The organism is Kitasatospora saccharophila, from assembly GCF_039529925.1.
Lineage (GTDB): Bacteria > Actinomycetota > Actinomycetes > Streptomycetales > Streptomycetaceae > Kitasatospora > Kitasatospora saccharophila.
Genome location: NZ_BAAANS010000026.1, coordinates 40,409 through 55,417 on the forward strand (window position 1 = coordinate 40,409; position 15,009 = coordinate 55,417).

Annotated in this window: 13 protein-coding genes; 1 reads left to right on the top strand and 12 read right to left on the bottom strand. The window is 72.7% G+C overall.

Annotated elements, in window-relative coordinates:
• Positions 1-101: 101 nt before the first annotated feature.
• A complete protein-coding gene (locus tag ABD345_RS19920) occupies positions 102-428 on the bottom strand; it encodes a hypothetical protein (RefSeq protein ID WP_344553702.1) in 327 nt (108 codons plus the stop codon).
• 239 nt (positions 429-667) lie between these two features.
• Between ABD345_RS19920 and ABD345_RS19925 the strand changes: the two genes are divergently transcribed.
• Positions 668-1,918, top strand: coding sequence for an extracellular solute-binding protein (locus tag ABD345_RS19925; RefSeq protein WP_344553703.1), 1,251 nt, complete (start codon positions 668-670; stop codon positions 1,916-1,918).
• Between the two features lie 19 nt (positions 1,919-1,937).
• Here the strand turns inward: ABD345_RS19925 and rarD are convergent, their stop codons facing one another.
• From rarD to nuoI, 11 genes are all read right to left on the bottom strand, one after another.
• Positions 1,938-2,864, bottom strand: coding sequence for an EamA family transporter RarD (gene rarD, locus ABD345_RS19930; RefSeq protein WP_344553778.1), 927 nt, complete (start codon positions 2,862-2,864; stop codon positions 1,938-1,940).
• Positions 2,865-3,024: 160 nt separating this feature from the next.
• On the bottom strand, positions 3,025-4,062 hold the full coding sequence (locus ABD345_RS19935) for a 2-oxoacid:ferredoxin oxidoreductase subunit beta (RefSeq protein WP_344553705.1): 1,038 nt from the start codon (positions 4,060-4,062) through the stop codon (positions 3,025-3,027).
• Positions 4,059-5,960 carry a 2-oxoacid:acceptor oxidoreductase subunit alpha gene (locus ABD345_RS19940; protein ID WP_380276422.1) on the bottom strand — a complete coding sequence of 634 codons (1,902 nt, stop codon included), beginning with the start codon at positions 5,958-5,960 and terminating at the stop codon, positions 4,059-4,061. The genes ABD345_RS19935 and ABD345_RS19940 overlap by 4 nt, the downstream gene beginning before the upstream one ends.
• 202 nt (positions 5,961-6,162) lie before the next feature.
• Positions 6,163-6,822, bottom strand: a complete 660-nt coding sequence (locus tag ABD345_RS19945) for a LuxR C-terminal-related transcriptional regulator (protein WP_344553779.1) — start codon at positions 6,820-6,822, stop codon at positions 6,163-6,165.
• A gap of 49 nt (positions 6,823-6,871) precedes the next feature.
• Positions 6,872-7,885, bottom strand: coding sequence for a polyprenyl synthetase family protein (locus tag ABD345_RS19950; RefSeq protein ID WP_344553707.1), 1,014 nt, complete (start codon positions 7,883-7,885; stop codon positions 6,872-6,874).
• Between the two features lie 229 nt (positions 7,886-8,114).
• Entirely contained in the window at positions 8,115-9,749 is a 1,635-nt protein-coding gene (nuoN, locus tag ABD345_RS19955; RefSeq protein WP_344553708.1) for an NADH-quinone oxidoreductase subunit NuoN, read from the bottom strand.
• Complete coding sequence (locus tag ABD345_RS19960; protein WP_344553709.1) at positions 9,749-11,362, bottom strand: NADH-quinone oxidoreductase subunit M; 1,614 nt, start codon at positions 11,360-11,362, stop codon at positions 9,749-9,751. Before ABD345_RS19960 ends, nuoN begins: the two co-directional genes overlap by 1 nt.
• Positions 11,362-13,260 carry an NADH-quinone oxidoreductase subunit L gene (gene nuoL, locus ABD345_RS19965; RefSeq protein ID WP_344553710.1) on the bottom strand — a complete coding sequence of 633 codons (1,899 nt, stop codon included), beginning with the start codon at positions 13,258-13,260 and terminating at the stop codon, positions 11,362-11,364. Before nuoL ends, ABD345_RS19960 begins: the two co-directional genes overlap by 1 nt.
• A gap of 14 nt (positions 13,261-13,274) precedes the next feature.
• Positions 13,275-13,574, bottom strand: coding sequence for an NADH-quinone oxidoreductase subunit NuoK (gene nuoK, locus ABD345_RS19970; RefSeq protein WP_344553711.1), 300 nt, complete (start codon positions 13,572-13,574; stop codon positions 13,275-13,277).
• Positions 13,571-14,428 (bottom strand): NADH-quinone oxidoreductase subunit J, encoded by an 858-nt coding sequence (locus ABD345_RS19975; protein ID WP_344553712.1) that lies wholly within the window; start codon positions 14,426-14,428, stop codon positions 13,571-13,573. The genes nuoK and ABD345_RS19975 overlap by 4 nt, the downstream gene beginning before the upstream one ends.
• On the bottom strand, positions 14,425-15,006 hold the full coding sequence (gene nuoI / locus ABD345_RS19980; RefSeq protein WP_344553713.1) for an NADH-quinone oxidoreductase subunit NuoI: 582 nt from the start codon (positions 15,004-15,006) through the stop codon (positions 14,425-14,427). The genes ABD345_RS19975 and nuoI overlap by 4 nt, the downstream gene beginning before the upstream one ends.
• Positions 15,007-15,009: the final 3 nt, after the last annotated feature.

The following is a 15,009-nucleotide window of genomic DNA, read 5'->3' on the forward strand; positions in this document are numbered from 1 at the left end:
CGTGTAGTGAACAGAACCCGAAGCTCACGCGCTGGGCGGCAGTGAACCGTCAGCAGCCACGGCCTCGCCGTTCCCCGAGCCCCTGGTTTCGCTTTCCTCTGCTATCGGGCCTGCGTGGAGGCCGCCGCCAGGGCGAGGGCCGGGAGGTCGGCGGGGGGCACCAGGAAGAGCGGGGACCAGCCCGCGGTGACCAGGCGGACGCCCGCGGTCAGGCCGTGCAGGCGGGCCCGGTGGGAGTGGCGCAGTTCGACCCGGTCGAGGCGGTAGGGCGGGAGGAGGTCGACGGGTTCGCCCCCGGCGGGCTGCCAGCGGATCACCGCGGGGAGGCCGGGCGGGCGGACGATGCGCAGTTCCCCGCCCTGCGACCCGCAGGCTTCCCGTCGCACCGCGGGAACGCGGCGGAGCTGGGGCCGGGCGAGGTGCACCATCGGAGTTCCTCCCGCGCGCCGGGACAGCTGCGGCCGGGTCGCGCAGCACGGACGTTAGCAGTCCGGGAGTCCGGTTGAGGAGATCCCGAGGAGGCGTTCTTCACCGGTGCCGCGCCCCTGACCCGCCGGCCGTCCCCGGCCCTTGACGCGGGCTCGGGGCGGACGGTGGGATGGTGGGCCGCCGCGGACCGTTCGTCCGCCGTTCGCCCGCCCGTTCGTCCGACCCCGCTGGGAGTGCCGTGCCGATCCGCCGCCGCCGGGTGCTGCTGGGTGCCCTGGCCGCCCTGGGCGCCACCGCGCTGGCCAGGTACGGGTCGGCGGCGGCGAGTCCGGCGGAGGGGCCCTCGGGTCTGCTGGAGGTCTCCACCGACTGGACGTCGGGGCCGGAGCGCAACGGCCTGCAGGCGCTGCTGGCGGCGTTGAAGGGCAGTGCCCCGAACGTCACCTTCGTCGCCGGGGACGGCTCCAACCCGTCCGGCACGGACCTCGCGGCGCGGCTCGCCGACGGCCCGCCCCCGGACAGCTTCCGGTGCTCCGGCGGCGCCGAACTCGCCGAGCTCGCCCCCTACTTGGAGCCGCTGGACGCCCGGGCCGGGGCCCGCGGCTGGAGTTCGGCGCTGCCCGCGGCCCTGCTGCCCCGGCTGCGTCCGGGCGGGGCCCTGCTGGCCGTCGCGGCCGGGGCCCGGCGCACCAACCTGCTGTGGAGCAACCCGCAGGTGCTGGCCGGGGCCGGGGCCGGCGTCCCGCCCCGGGGCGCCGCCGCGCTGCTGGACCGGCTGCGGCGGGTCGCGGCCACCGGTACCGTCCCGCTCGCCGTCGGCGGCCCCGTCGAGGTGCTGCACCTGGCCGAGCACGCCCTGCTGGCCGCGCACGGCCCGGACGCCTTCACCGCCCTCTGGCAGCCCGGCGGCCCCTGGCGGGCGCCCGCCACCGGCGAGGCGCTGCGCACCCTGGACGCGCTGCTGGCGCTCGCCGCGCCGCCCGCCCCGGACGCGGACTGGACCGACGCGGCCCGGCTGCTCGGCACCGGCCGGGCCGGGTACCTGTTCACCGGGGACTGGGCGGACGGCTGGCTGCGCGAGGACCTCGGCCTGCGTCCGGGCACCGACTACGGCTGGAGCGCCGCCCCCGGCACCGAGGGCCTGTTCCAGTCCCGCGTCGACGCCTTCGCGCTGCCGCGCGGGGCCCGCAACCGCTCCGGCGCGCTGGCCTGGCTGGACGTGTGCGCCGGGCTCGACGGCCAGGTCGCGCTGAACGGCGCCCGCAGCGCCGTGCCCGCCCGCACCGACCTGGCCGACCCGACCCGGGCCCTGTTCGGCCCGTACGCCCGCTGGTCGCTGGACGAGTGGCGCACCCGCCGCCCGGTCGACTCGCTCACCCACGGCGGCCTGCTCGCCCCCCGCCGCCGGGCCGCCGCGGTGGCGGCCGCGCGCGAGTTCACCGGGCACCGCGACGGCACCCGGCTGGCCCGCGAGCTGGCCGCGCTCTGATCCCCGGCCCGGCGTCCGCTCAGCCGGCGACCGGGACGGGGACCGGCACCCGCCGGCGCTCGGCCCGGATCCGGCGCAGCGCGTCCGCGCTCAGCACCACCAGGGCCACCCAGACCAGGGCGAAGCCCGCCCAGCGGGCCGGGGCCATCGTCTCGTGGAACACCGCGACGCCGATCAGGAACTGCGACACCGGCGCCAGGTACTGCAGCAGCCCGAGCGTGGTCAGCGGCACCCGCAGCGCCGCCGCGCCGAAGCACATCAGCGGCACCGCCGTGATCACCCCGCTCAGCACCAGCAGCGCGCTGTGGCCCCAGCCGCCGGTGAGGAAGCTGCCCTCGCCGCGCACGCCCAGGTAGACCAGGAACACCAGCGCGAACGGGAACATCACCGCGCTCTCCACCGCGAGGCTCTCCGCGCCGCCCAGGCCCACCTTCTTCTTGATCAGGCCGTAGGTGGCGAACGAGAACGCCAGGGCCAGCGCGATCCACGGCGGCCGGCCGTAGGCCACCGTCAGCACCAGGACGGCCCCGGCGCCCACGCCGACCGCCGCCCACTGGGCCGGGCGCAGCCGCTCGCGCAGCACCAGCACCCCGAAGGCGATCGTCACCAGCGGGTTGATGAAGTAGCCGAGGCTGGTCTCCACCACGTGCCCGGAGTTCACGCCCCAGATGTAGACGCCCCAGTTGATCGAGACGGTGACGGCGGCCAGCGCCAGCAGTGCCAGTCGGCGGGGCTCGCGCAGCAGCGGCCGCACCCACGCCCAGTGGCGGCGCACCAGCAGCATCGCGGCGACCGCGACCAGTGACCACACCATCCGGTTCGCCAGGATGTCGACCGCTCCGGCGGGCTCCAGCAGCGGCCAGAACAGCGGGAAGAGCCCCCACATCCCGTACGCCGCGAAGCCGTTCCAGAGTCCGACCCTGGCCTCCCGCGAACCCTCCGCCATGGCCTGCCCTTCACCCGCACGCTGTCGTGTCATCCGAAAGGTAGCGGCCCGCGCGCGGCGATGTCATCTCCCAATTCGGATATGGCTCCTGACATGGGGCGAAACGCGGGGGCCCGGGGGACGGTCGTCCCCCGGGCCCCGCGCGAGGTGCTCGGCCCCGCTAAGCCTCCACCGTCCAGGTGCTGGACCCGGCCAGCAGCCGGCCCAGGTCGCCGCGGCCGCGCTGCTCCTCGGCCCGGGCGAGCTGCTCGGTCATCAGGGTGTCGTAGACCGGGCGGGCCACGTCGCGCAGCACGCCGATCGGGGTGTGGTGCAGGGTGTCCGCGTCGGCCAGCCGGGTCAGCGCGAAGGCGGTGGCCGGGCTGGCCGCGTGGGCGTCGTGGACGATCGCGGTGCCCTCGGAGCGGGGGGCGATCCGCAGTTCGCCGTCCGCGTCGCGCACCACGTGCCGTTCGGCGCCGACCAGCACCGGCTGCCCGTGCTCCAGCCGGATCAGCGCCTCGTCGCGGGTGCCCGGCTCCTTGAGGACCTCGAAGGCGCCGTCGTTGAAGATGTTGCAGTTCTGGTAGATCTCCACCAGCGCGGTGCCCTCGTGCCGGGCGGCGGCCCGCAGCACCGACTGCAGGTGCTGCCGGTCGGAGTCGACGGTGCGGGCCACGAAGCTCGCCTCGGCGCCGATCGCCAGCGAGAGCGGGTTGAACGGGGCGTCCAGCGAGCCCATCGGCGTCGACTTGGTGATCTTGCCGACCTCGCTGGTGGGCGAGTACTGGCCCTTGGTCAGCCCGTAGATCCGGTTGTTGAACAGCAGGATCTTCAGGTTGACGTTGCGGCGCAGCGCGTGGATCAGGTGGTTGCCGCCGATCGAGAGCGCGTCGCCGTCACCGGTGACCACCCACACCGACAGGTCGGGGCGGGAGGCGGCCAGGCCGGTGGCGATCGCCGGGGCGCGGCCGTGGATCGAGTGCATCCCGTAGGTGTTCATGTAGTACGGGAAGCGCGAGGAGCAGCCGATCCCGGACACGAAGACGGTGTTCTCGCGCCGGATGCCCAGCTCCGGCATGAAGGACTGGACGGCCGCCAGGATCGCGTAGTCGCCGCAGCCCGGGCACCAGCGCACCTCCTGGTCGGTCTTGAAGTCCTTCGCGGACTGCGGGCCGTCCGCCTTGGGGACCAGGCGCAGGGCGGGGAAGTCGGTCATCGGGTCTCCTCCGCGTCGAGGCTGCCGAGTGCGGCGTGCAGCACGTCGGCGAGTTGGGCGGCCTTGAACGGCAGGCCGCGGACCTGGTTGTAGGACTGGGCGTCGACGAGGTACCTGGCGCGCAGCAGCAGGGCGAGCTGGCCGAGGTTCATCTCGGGGACGATCACCCGCTCGTAGCGCTCCAGCACCGCGCCGAGGTTGGCCGGGAACGGGTTGAGGTGGCGCAGGTGGGCCTGGGCGACCCGGCCGCCGTCGGCCCGGACCCGGCGCACCGCGGCGGTGATCGGGCCGTAGGTGGAGCCCCAGCCGAGCACCAGGACGCGGGCGGCGCCGCTCGGGTCGTCGACCTCGACGTCCGGGACGGAGATGTTGTCGACCTTGGCCTGCCGGGTGCGCACCATGAAGTCGTGGTTGGCCGGGTCGTAGGAGATGTTGCCGGTGCCGTCCTGCTTCTCGATGCCGCCGATCCGGTGCTCCAGGCCCGGCGTGCCGGGCACCGCCCACGGGCGGGCCAGCGTGTGCGGGTCGCGCTGGTAGGGGCGGAAGCTGCCGTCCGGGCCGTTCGGTTCGGTGGCGAACTCGACGCGCAGGTCCGGGAGTTCGTCGACCTCCGGGAGCTTCCACGGCTCGGAGCCGTTGGCCAGGTAGCCGTCCGAGAGCAGGAACACCGGGGTGCGGTAGGTGAGCGCGATCCGGGCCGCGTCCAGTGCCGCGTCGAAGCACTCGGCGGGCGTCGCGGGCGCCACGATCGGCACCGGGGCCTCGCCGTTGCGGCCGAACATCGCCTGCAGCAGGTCGGCCTGCTCGGTCTTGGTCGGCAGGCCGGTGGACGGGCCGCCGCGCTGGATGTCGACCACCAGCAGCGGCAGTTCCAGCGACACCGCCAGGCCGATGGTCTCCGACTTCAGCGCCACGCCCGGGCCGGAGGTGGTGGTGACGCCCAGCGCGCCGCCGAACGCCGCGCCCAGGGCCGCGCCGATGCCGGCGATCTCGTCCTCGGCCTGGAAGGTGCGGACGCCGAAGTCCTTGTGCCTGGACAGCTCGTGCAGGATGTCCGAGGCCGGGGTGATCGGGTACGAGCCGAGGAACACCGGCAGGCCGGAGCGCTCCCCCGCGGCGACCAGGCCGTAGGAGAGCGCCAGGTTGCCGGAGATGTTGCGGTAGGTGCCGGGGGCGAGCTTGGCGGGCGGCACCTCGTAGGAGACCGCGAAGTCCTCGGTGGTCTCGCCGAAGTTCCAACCGGCCCGGAACGCCGCCACGTTGGCCTCGGCGATCTCCGGCTTCTTGGCGAACTTCTGCCGCAGGAACAGCTCGGTGCCGTGGGTGGGCCGGTGGTACAGCCAGGACAGCAGGCCGAGCGCGAACATGTTCTTCGCCCGCTCGGCGTCCTTGCGGGCCAGGCCGCTCTCCTTGAGCGCCTCCAGGGTCAGCGTGGTCAGCGGCACCGGGTGCAGCCGGAACGCCTCCAGCGAGCCGTCCTCCAGCGGGGAGGCGGCGTAGCCGACCTTCGCCAGCGCCCGCTTGGTGAACTCGTCGGTGTTGACGATGATCTCCGCGCCGGCCGGCAGGTCCGCCAGGTTGGCCTTCAGCGCCGCCGGGTTCATCGCCACCAGCACGTCGGGCGCGTCGCCCGGGGTGAGGATGTCGTGGTCGGCGAAGTGCAGCTGGAAGCTGGAGACGCCCGGCAGGGTGCCTGCGGGGGCCCGGATCTCGGCCGGGAAGTTCGGCAGCGTGGAGAGGTCGTTGCCGAACGCCGCCGTCTCCGAGGTGAACCGGTCGCCGGTGAGCTGCATGCCGTCGCCCGAGTCCCCCGCGAAGCGGATGATCACCCGGTCCAGCCGCCGGATCGGCTTGGCCGCCCGTCCGGACGCCGGCCCGGACGCCGGCCGGGCCGGCACGGCCGGGCCGTCGCCGTCCGAGCCGTCCACTGCTTCTGACTGATCGACCTGACTGGTCACTGCCGCGGACCTCCTGTCGGGGAGCCAGCAGCGGGCGTGAGCCGGTGTGCCCCCGTCCGCCTGGTGCACCAAGGGCATCCTAAGCGGGCGGGGCACGGCTGGAGGGGAACTCGCGCAGAGCGTTCCGGCGGCCGGAGCGGGGTCAGGACTCCAGGTAGGCGAGGACCGCGAGAACCCGCCGGTGATCGCCCTGGCTCTGGCTCAAACCCAATTTCTGGAAGATGTTCGACACGTGCTTCTCGACCGCCCCGTCCGACACCACCAGTTGCTTGGCGATCGCCGCGTTGGTCCGGCCCTCCGCCATCAGCCCCAGCACCTCGCGCTCACGGGGCGTCAGACCGGCCAGCGTGTCGACCTGGCGGCTGCGGCTGAGCAGTTGCTGCACCACCTCCGGGTCGAGCGCGGTGCCGCCGTCGGCGACCCGGGCCACCGCGTCGACGAACTCGCGGACCTCGGCCACCCGGTCCTTGAGCAGGTAGCCCACCCCGCGGGTGGAGCCAGCCAGCAGTTCGCTCGCGTACTGCTCCTCGACGTGCTGGGAGAGCACCAGCACCCCCAACCGCGGGTAGCGGCCGCGCAGTTCCACGCAGGCCCGGACGCCCTCGTCGGTGTGCGTCGGCGGCATCCGGACGTCCGCCACCACGACGTCGGGCAGGGCCCCCGCGCCGTGCAGCTCGTCGATCGTCCGCACCAGGGCGGCGCCGTCCCCGACCCCCGCCACGACCTCCATCCCACGGTCCGTCAGCAGCCGTGTCAGCCCCTCCCGGAGCAGCACGGAGTCCTCGGCGATCACCACGCGCAACATGGCACTGACCCTAGCGCGCGCCGGACCGGGAGCCGGACCGCGGCCGCTACATGGTGCGGATCGCCACCGTGTCGCAGAGCTCCTGCAGGGCGGCCTTCGCCGGGCAGTCGGGCAGCGGGTCGAGCAGCGCCCGGGCCTCCTCGGCGTAGCGCAGCGTGTCGCGGCGGGCCCGCTCCAGCGCCGGGTGGCGGCGCAGCAGGCGCAGCGCCTCGGCGTGCGCGGCGTCGTCGGCGGCCAGGTCGGTGTCGAGCAGTTCGCGCAGCCGGGCGTCCTCGGGGTCCGCCGGGTCGGGGGGCAGCTGGCGCAGCACCAGCACCGGCAGGGTGGGGACGCCCTCGCGCAGGTCGGTGCCGGGGGTCTTGCCGGACTCGTGGCCGTCGCTGGCGACGTCCAGGACGTCGTCGGCGAGCTGGAAGGCGGTGCCGATCCGCTCGCCGTACTGGGTGAGCAGGTCGACGATCCAGCGCTCGGCGCCGGACATCAGGGCGCCGAAGCGGCAGGCCACCGCGATCAGCGAGCCGGTCTTGCCGGAGATGACGTCCAGGTAGTGGTGCAGCGGGTCGTCCTCGGGGCGCGGCCCGGCGGTCTCCAGGATCTGGCCGGTGACCAGGCGCTCGAAGGCGTCGGACTGGATCCGGACGGCCTCGGTGCCGAGGTCGGAGAGCACCTGCGAGGCGCGGGAGAACAGGAAGTCGCCGGTGAGGATGGCCACCGAGTTGTCCCACCGGCTGTTGGCGCTGGGCGCGCCGCGCCGCACCGGGGCCTCGTCCATCACGTCGTCGTGGTAAAGCGTCGCGAGGTGGGTCAGCTCGACCACCACCGCGGAGGGCACCACGCCGGGCGCCGCGGGGTCGCCGAACTGCGCGGCGAGCATCACCAGCAGCGGCCGGAACCGCTTGCCCCCGGCCTCGATCAGGTGGCTGGCGGTCACCGTGATGAAGGGCACGTCGCTCTTGACGGCCTCGATCAGGGCGGCCTCCACGGCCTCCATCCCCGCCTGGACGTCACGGGTCAGATCGCGGTCCTGCACGCTCAGCCCGAAGGGCCCCACGACGGTCACGCTGACCACTCCTGTCCCTGGTCGATCCAGCGGGCCGGTCCCTCAGCCTCGCCGATGCACATACAAGGCAGCGTATCCGGTCCCGAGTGGATCACTGCACGGGCATGGGCCCGACTTCCCTGGTGGCGGGAGGTGGGCCGCGGGCGGTCCCGGCCGCACCGCTCCACGGCTCCGGCCCCCGCCCGGTGCGGGCGGGGGCCGGAGCCGGTCGGAACCGGTCGGAACGGGTTCAGCGGGTGAAGAGGGCGGCCTTGGAGGCCAGGTCGAGGAAGTACTGCGGGAGCAGGCCCAGACCCAGGGTGACCAGCACGCCCACGCCGATCGCGGTCGCGGTGAGCGGGCTGGGCACGGCCACCGCGGGCCCGGAGGGCTGCGGGTCGGAGAAGAACATCAGCACGATGACCCTGATGTAGAAGAACGCGGCCACCGCCGAGGACAGCACGCCGACGATGACCAGCGGGGTGGCCCCGCCCTCGGCCGCGGCCTGGAAGACCGCGAACTTGCCGGTGAACCCGGAGGTCAGCGGAATGCCCGCGAAGGCCAGCAGGAACAGCGCGAACACCGCCGCCAGCAGCGGCGAACGGCGGCCCAGCCCGGCCCAGTTGGACAGGTGGGTGGCCTCGCCCTTGGAGTCCCGCACCAGGGTGACCACGGCGAACGCGCCGAGCGTCACGAAGGAGTAGGCCAGCAGGTAGAACAGCACCGCCGCCACGCCGCGCCGGTCGGTGGCGATCAGGCCGGTCAGGATGAAGCCGGCGTGCGCGACCGAGGAGTACGCCAGCAGCCGCTTCACGTCCTGCTGGGTGATCGCCAGGATCGCGCCGACCGCCATGGTGAGGATCGCCACACCCCACATCACGGGCCGCCAGTCCCAGCGCACGCCGGGGAAGGCCACGTAGAACAGCCGCAGCAGGGCGCCGAACGCGGCGGTCTTGGTGGCGGCCGCCATGAAGCCGGTGACCGGCGTCGGGGCGCCCTGGTAGACGTCCGGCGTCCAGGAGTGGAACGGCACCGCGCCGACCTTGAACAGCAGGCCGACGGCCAGCATGGCCAGGCCGATCAGCAGCAGCGCGTCGTTCTGGGTGGTGACGGCCAGCGCCGGGGTGACCTGGGAGACCCCGGAGACCACGTCGGCGATCTCGCCGAACTGCAGCGAGCCCGCGTAGCCGTACACCAGGGCGGTGCCGAACAGGAAGAACGCCGAGGCGAACGCGCCCAGCAGGAAGTACTTGACGGCCGCCTCCTGCGAGATCAGCCGGCGGCGCCGGGCGAGCGCGCACATCAGGTACAGCGGGAGGGAGAGCACCTCCAGCGCCACGAACATGGTCAGCAGGTCGTTCGCGGCCGGGAAGAGCAGCATGCCGCCGACCGCGAACAGGGTCAGCGGGTAGATCTCGGTGGTGCGCAGGCCCTCGCGGACCGCGTCGCGCTCCTGCTCGCCGCCGGGGACGGCCGCGGCCTGGGCGGCGAACGCGTCCACCCGGTGTCCGTTGATCCGCGGCTCCAGCCGGCCCTCCGCGTAGGTGAGCACGGCCAGCACCGCGGTCAGCAGGATCACGCCCTGCAGGAACAGCGCGGGGCCGTCGATGGCGACCGCGCCCATCGCCAGCAGGCCGGCCCCGGTGGTGGCGTGGCCCTGGGCGGCCAGCACCAGCACGGCCGCGAAGGCGCCGCCCAGGCCCAGCAGCGACACCCCCAACTGGGCCGAGGCGCGGGCCCGGCGGGGCAGGAACGCCTCCAGCAGCACGCCGACCAGGGCGGCGCCGAACACCACCAGCATCGGCGAGAGCTGCCCGTACTCGATGTGCGGGGCGGGGATGCTCGGGCCGCTGCCGTTGGCGGCGGCCAGCGCGTGGACGGGCATCACTTCTGCTCACCTCCGTTGGTGGCGGCGACCGGGTGGGCCGGCGCGGGGTCGGTGCGGTGGACCTGGCTGAGGGTGTCGTTCACGGCCGGGTTCACCAGGTCGGTGAGCGGCTTCGGGTAGACGCCGAGCAGCAGGGTCAGGGCCACCAGCGGGGCGACGACGGCCAGTTCGCGGGCCTTCAGGTCCTTGACGCCCTCGACGCCGGCCTTGACCGGGCCGGTCATGGTGCGCTGGTACAGCAGCAGCGCGTACAGCGCGGCCAGCACGATGCCGAAGGTCGCCACGATCCCGATCGCCGGGTAGCGGCTGAAGGTGCCGACCAGGACCAGGAACTCGCTGACGAACGGGGCCATCCCGGGCAGCGACAGCGTCGCCAGGCCGCCGATCAGGAAGGTGCCGGCCAGCACCGGGGCGACCTTCTGCACGCCGCCGTAGTCGGCGATCAGCCGGGAGCCGCGGCGGGAGATCAGGAAGCCCGCCACCAGCATCCACGCGGCGGTGGAGATGCCGTGGTTGACCATGTAGAGCGTGGCGCCGGACTGGCCCTGGCTGGTCATCGCGAAGACGCCCAGGATGATGAACCCGAAGTGCGAGATGGACGCGTAGGCGACCAGCCGCTTGATGTCCTTCTGGCCGATCGCGACCAGCGCGCCGTAGACGATGCCGACCAGCGCCAGCACCATGATCACCGGGGCGAAGGTCTTCGAGGCGTCCGGGAACAGGCCCAGGCAGAACCGCAGCATCGCGAAGGTGCCGACCTTGTCGACCACCGCGGTGATCAGCACGGCCGTCCCGGCGGTGGACTCGCCCATCGCGTTCGGCAGCCAGGTGTGCAGCGGCCACATCGGGGCCTTCACCGCGAAGGCGAAGAAGAAGCCGAGGAACAGCGCCCGCTGCGCGTTCGGGTCGATCACCAGCTTGCCGGAGGAGATCGCGTCGGTCAGCGCGGTCAGGCTGAACGTCGCCTGCCCCTGGTCGGCGGCCACCACGTACAGGCCGATCACGGCGGCCAGCATGACCAGGCCGCCGAGCAGGTTGTACAGCAGGAACTTGACGGCCGCGTAGGAGCGCTGGCGGTCCGAGTCGGGGCCGCCGGCCCGGTCGCCGAAGCCGCCGATCAGGAAGTACATCGGGATCAGCATGGCTTCGAAGAACACGTAGAACACGAAGACGTCGGTGGCCAGGAAGGACACCAGCACCATCGACTCGACGGCCAGGATCAGCGCGAAGAACGCCTGGGTGCGCCGCTTGGACTCGAAGGAGCCCTCCGGGGTGGAAGGGTCCGCGTCGTGCCAGCCGGCCAGCATCACCAGCGGCACCAGCACGGCGGTCAGCAGCACCAGGGCGGTGCCGATGCCGTCCGCGCCCAGCGAGAAGCTGATCCCGAAGGAGCGGATCCAGGAGTGGGACTCGGTCAGCTGGTAGCGGTCGCCGCCGGTCTCGAAGGAGGCGGCGATCGCGGCGGCCAGGCCGAGGGTGAGGACGGAGACCGCCAGCGCGACGGTCTTGGTGGTGCGCCGCCGGGACTCGGTGGTCCCGGCCGGGAGGGCGGCGGTGAGCACCGCTCCGGCGGCCGGGACGGCACAGGTGGCGGAGAGGAGGTAGCTCATCAGACCGACCTCATCAGGAGAGTGGAGGCGACCAGCACCAGCGTGCCGCCGAACATGGAGAGCGCGTACGTGCGGACGTAGCCGGTCTGGATCCGGCGCAGCCGGCCGGAGATCCCGCCGATCGCCGCGGCCAGGCCGTTGACGAAGCCGTCCAGGCCCCGGCTGTCGAACCAGACCAGGGTGGCGGCCAGCGCGGTGCCGGGACGGACCAGGACGGCGTGGTTGAAGTCGTCCTGCAGCAGGTCGCGGCGGGCCGCCCGGGTGAGCAGCGAGCCGACCGGGGCCTTGACCGGGACGGGGCTGCGCCCGTACATCTGCCAGGCCAGGCCGGCGCCGAGCAGCATGCAGACGGTGGCGAGAGCGGTGACGGTCCACGCGCTCAGCGGGGAGTCGCCCTCGGCGTGGCCGGTGACCGGCTCCAGCCAGTGCAGGAAGGAGCTGCCGTAGACGAACAGGCCGCCCGCGAATACCGAGCCGAAGGCCAGCACGACCATCGGGACGGTCATCGACTTCGGGGACTCGTGCGGGTGCGGCGGCTCGCCGGTCTCCGCGTCCGGCTGCCAGCGCTTCTCGCCGAAGAAGGTCAGCACCATCACCCGGGTCATGTAGAACGCGGTGATCGCGGCGCCGAGCAGGGTGCACAGGCCGAGGATCCAGCCCTCGGTGCCGCCCTTGGCGAACGCCGCCTCGATGATCTTGTCCTTGGAGAAGAAGCCGGACAGGCCGGGGAAGCCGATGATCGCCAGGTAGCCGAGGCCGAAGGTGGCGAAGGTGACCGGCATGTACTTCCGCAGGCCGCCGTAGTGCCGCATGTTCACCTCGTCGTTCATGCCGTGCATGACCGACCCGGCGCCGAGGAACATCCCGGCCTTGAAGAAGCCGTGGGTGACCAGGTGCATGATCGCGAAGGCGTAGCCGATCGGGCCCAGGCCCGCCGCCATGATCATGTAGCCGATCTGCGACATGGTCGACCCGGCCAGGGCCTTCTTGATGTCGTCCTTGGCGCAACCGACGATCGCACCGAACAGCAGCGTCACCGCGCCGACCACCACCACGGCGGTCTGCGCGTCCGGCGCCAGGTTGAAGATCGCCCCGGAGCGGACGATCAGGTAGACGCCCGCGGTGACCATGGTGGCCGCGTGGATCAGGGCCGAGACCGGGGTCGGGCCCTCCATCGCGTCGCCCAGCCAGGACTGCAGCGGCACCTGCGCGGACTTGCCGCAGGCGGCCAGCAGCAGCATCAGGCCGATCGCGGTGAGCTTGCCCTCGCTCGCGTCGCCCGCGGTGGCGAACACCGGCTGGAAGGCGAAGGAGCCGAACTCGACGAACATCAGCATGATCGCGATGGACAGGCCCATGTCGCCGACCCGGTTGACGATGAACGCCTTCTTGGCGGCCGTCGCGGCGCTCGGCTTGTGCTGCCAGAAGCCGATCAGCAGGTAGGACGCGAGGCCCACGCCCTCCCAACCGACGTACAGCAGCAGGTAGTTGTCGGCGAGCACCAGCACCAGCATGGCGGCCAGGAACAGGTTCAGGTAGGCGAAGAAGCGGCGGCGGCGCTCGTCGTGCGCCATGTAGCCCACCGAGTACAGGTGGATCAGCGTGCCGACGCCGGTGATCAGCAGCACGAAGGTGATCGAGAGCTGGTCGAGCTGGAAGGCCACGTCGGCCTGGAAGCCGTCCACCGGGATCCAGCTGAACAGCCGCTCGGTGACGGCGCGCTGCTCGGCCTCCCGGCCGAGCATGTCCGCGAACAGGGCCAGGCCGAAGGCGAAGGAGAGCGCGGCCAGGGCCGTCGCGATCCAGTGCCCGAACCGGTCCAGGGCGCGGCCGCCGAGCAGCAGCAGGGCAGCGCCGGCCAGCGGCGCCGCGACCAGCAGCGGAATGAGAGAGTTCACTGAAGGGCCCTCCGCTACAGCTTCATCAGGTTGCTGTCGTCGACCGAAGCGGAGTGCCTGGTCCGGAAGATGGAGACGATGATGGCGAGGCCGACCACGACCTCGGCCGCCGCGACCACCATGGTGAAGAACGCGAGGACCTGGCCGTCCAGGTTGCCGTGCATCCGGGAGAAGGTGACCAGCGCCAGGTTGGAGGCGTTCAGCATCAGCTCCACGCACATGAACAGCACGATCGCGTTGCGCCGCAGCAGCACCCCGGAGGCCCCGATGGTGAACAGCAGCGCGGCGAGGTACAGGTAGTTGGCCGGGTTCACTCCGCCCCCTCCTCGTCCTGGTCCTTGGTCGGCACGGTCTCCAGCGCCCGGCGCGGACCGGTGACCCGCGGGCGGGCGGAGGACGGGCGGCCCAGCCAGTCGGCCGTGCTCTCCTCCAGCTCGGCCATCCGCTCCAGCATCTCCTGGCTGACGTCGCGGACCTGGCCGCGCTCGCGCAGGGTGCCCATCACCGAGTCCTCGGCGACGGTGCCGTCCGGCAGCAGCGCCGGGACGTCCACCGCGTTGTGCCGGGCGTACACGCCGGGGGCGGGCAGCGGCGGCACCTGGATGTTGTCCTTGACCCGTCGCGCGGCCAGCTGGCGCTGGGTCAGCGGGGCGCGGACCTTCTCGCGGTGGGTCAGCACCATCGCGCCGACCGCCGCGGTGATCAGCAGCGCGCTGGTCAGCTCGAACGCCCACACGTACTTGGTGAACAGCAGCCGGGCCAGGCCCTGCACGTTGCCCTCGGCGTTCGCCCCGGACAGGCCGGTGAAGTTCCGCAGGTGCGCGTTGGCCAGGCCGGCGATCAGCAGCACGCCGAAGCCGAGCCCGCAGAGCACCGCGGCGATCCGCTGGCCCTTCAGGTGCTCCTTCAGCGAGTCGGCCGCCGAGACGCCGACCAGCATCACCACGAACAGGAACAGCATCATGATCGCGCCGGTGTACACCACGATCTGCACCACGCCCAGGAACACCGCGCCCTGCGCCAGGTAGCAGACCGCCAGCGCGAGCATGGTGGCCGCCAGGCAGAGCGCCGAGTGCACGGCCTTCTTCATCAGCAGCATGCCGAGCGCGCCGCCGACCGCGATCACGGCCAGCACCCAGAACTGCACGGCCTCGCCGGTGGAGGTCATGACTGCTCCTCCTTCTCGCGGTCCTGCCGCTCCTGCTGGACGGTGCCGGGCGCCGCGCCGGTGATCTCGCCCCGGTAGTAGGCACCCTCGTCGGCGCCCGGGAAGATCGAGTGCGGGGAGTCGACCATGCCCTCGGTCAGCCCGACCAGCAGCTGCTCCTTGGTGAAGATCAGGTCCTGCCGGGAGGAGTCCGCGAGCTCGTACTCGTTGGTCATGGTCAGCGCCCGGGTCGGGCACGCCTCGACGCACAGCCCGCACAGGATGCAGCGGGCGTAGTTGATCTGGTAGACCGCGCCGTACCGCTCACCGGGCGAGTAGCGCTCCTCGTCCCGGTTGTCGGCGCCCTCGACGTAGATCGCGTCGGCCGGACAGGCCCAGGCGCACAGCTCGCAGCCGACGCACTTCTCCAGGCCGTCCGGGTGCCGGTTCAGCTGGTGGCGGCCGTGGAAGCGCGGAGCGGTGGGCTTCTTGTACTCCGGGTACTGCTCGGTGAGCCGCTTCTTGAACATGGCCTTGAAGGTCACGCCGAAGCCGGCGGCCGGCCCGAGGACCGACTTCTCTGACGGTTCGTCAGGCATCTC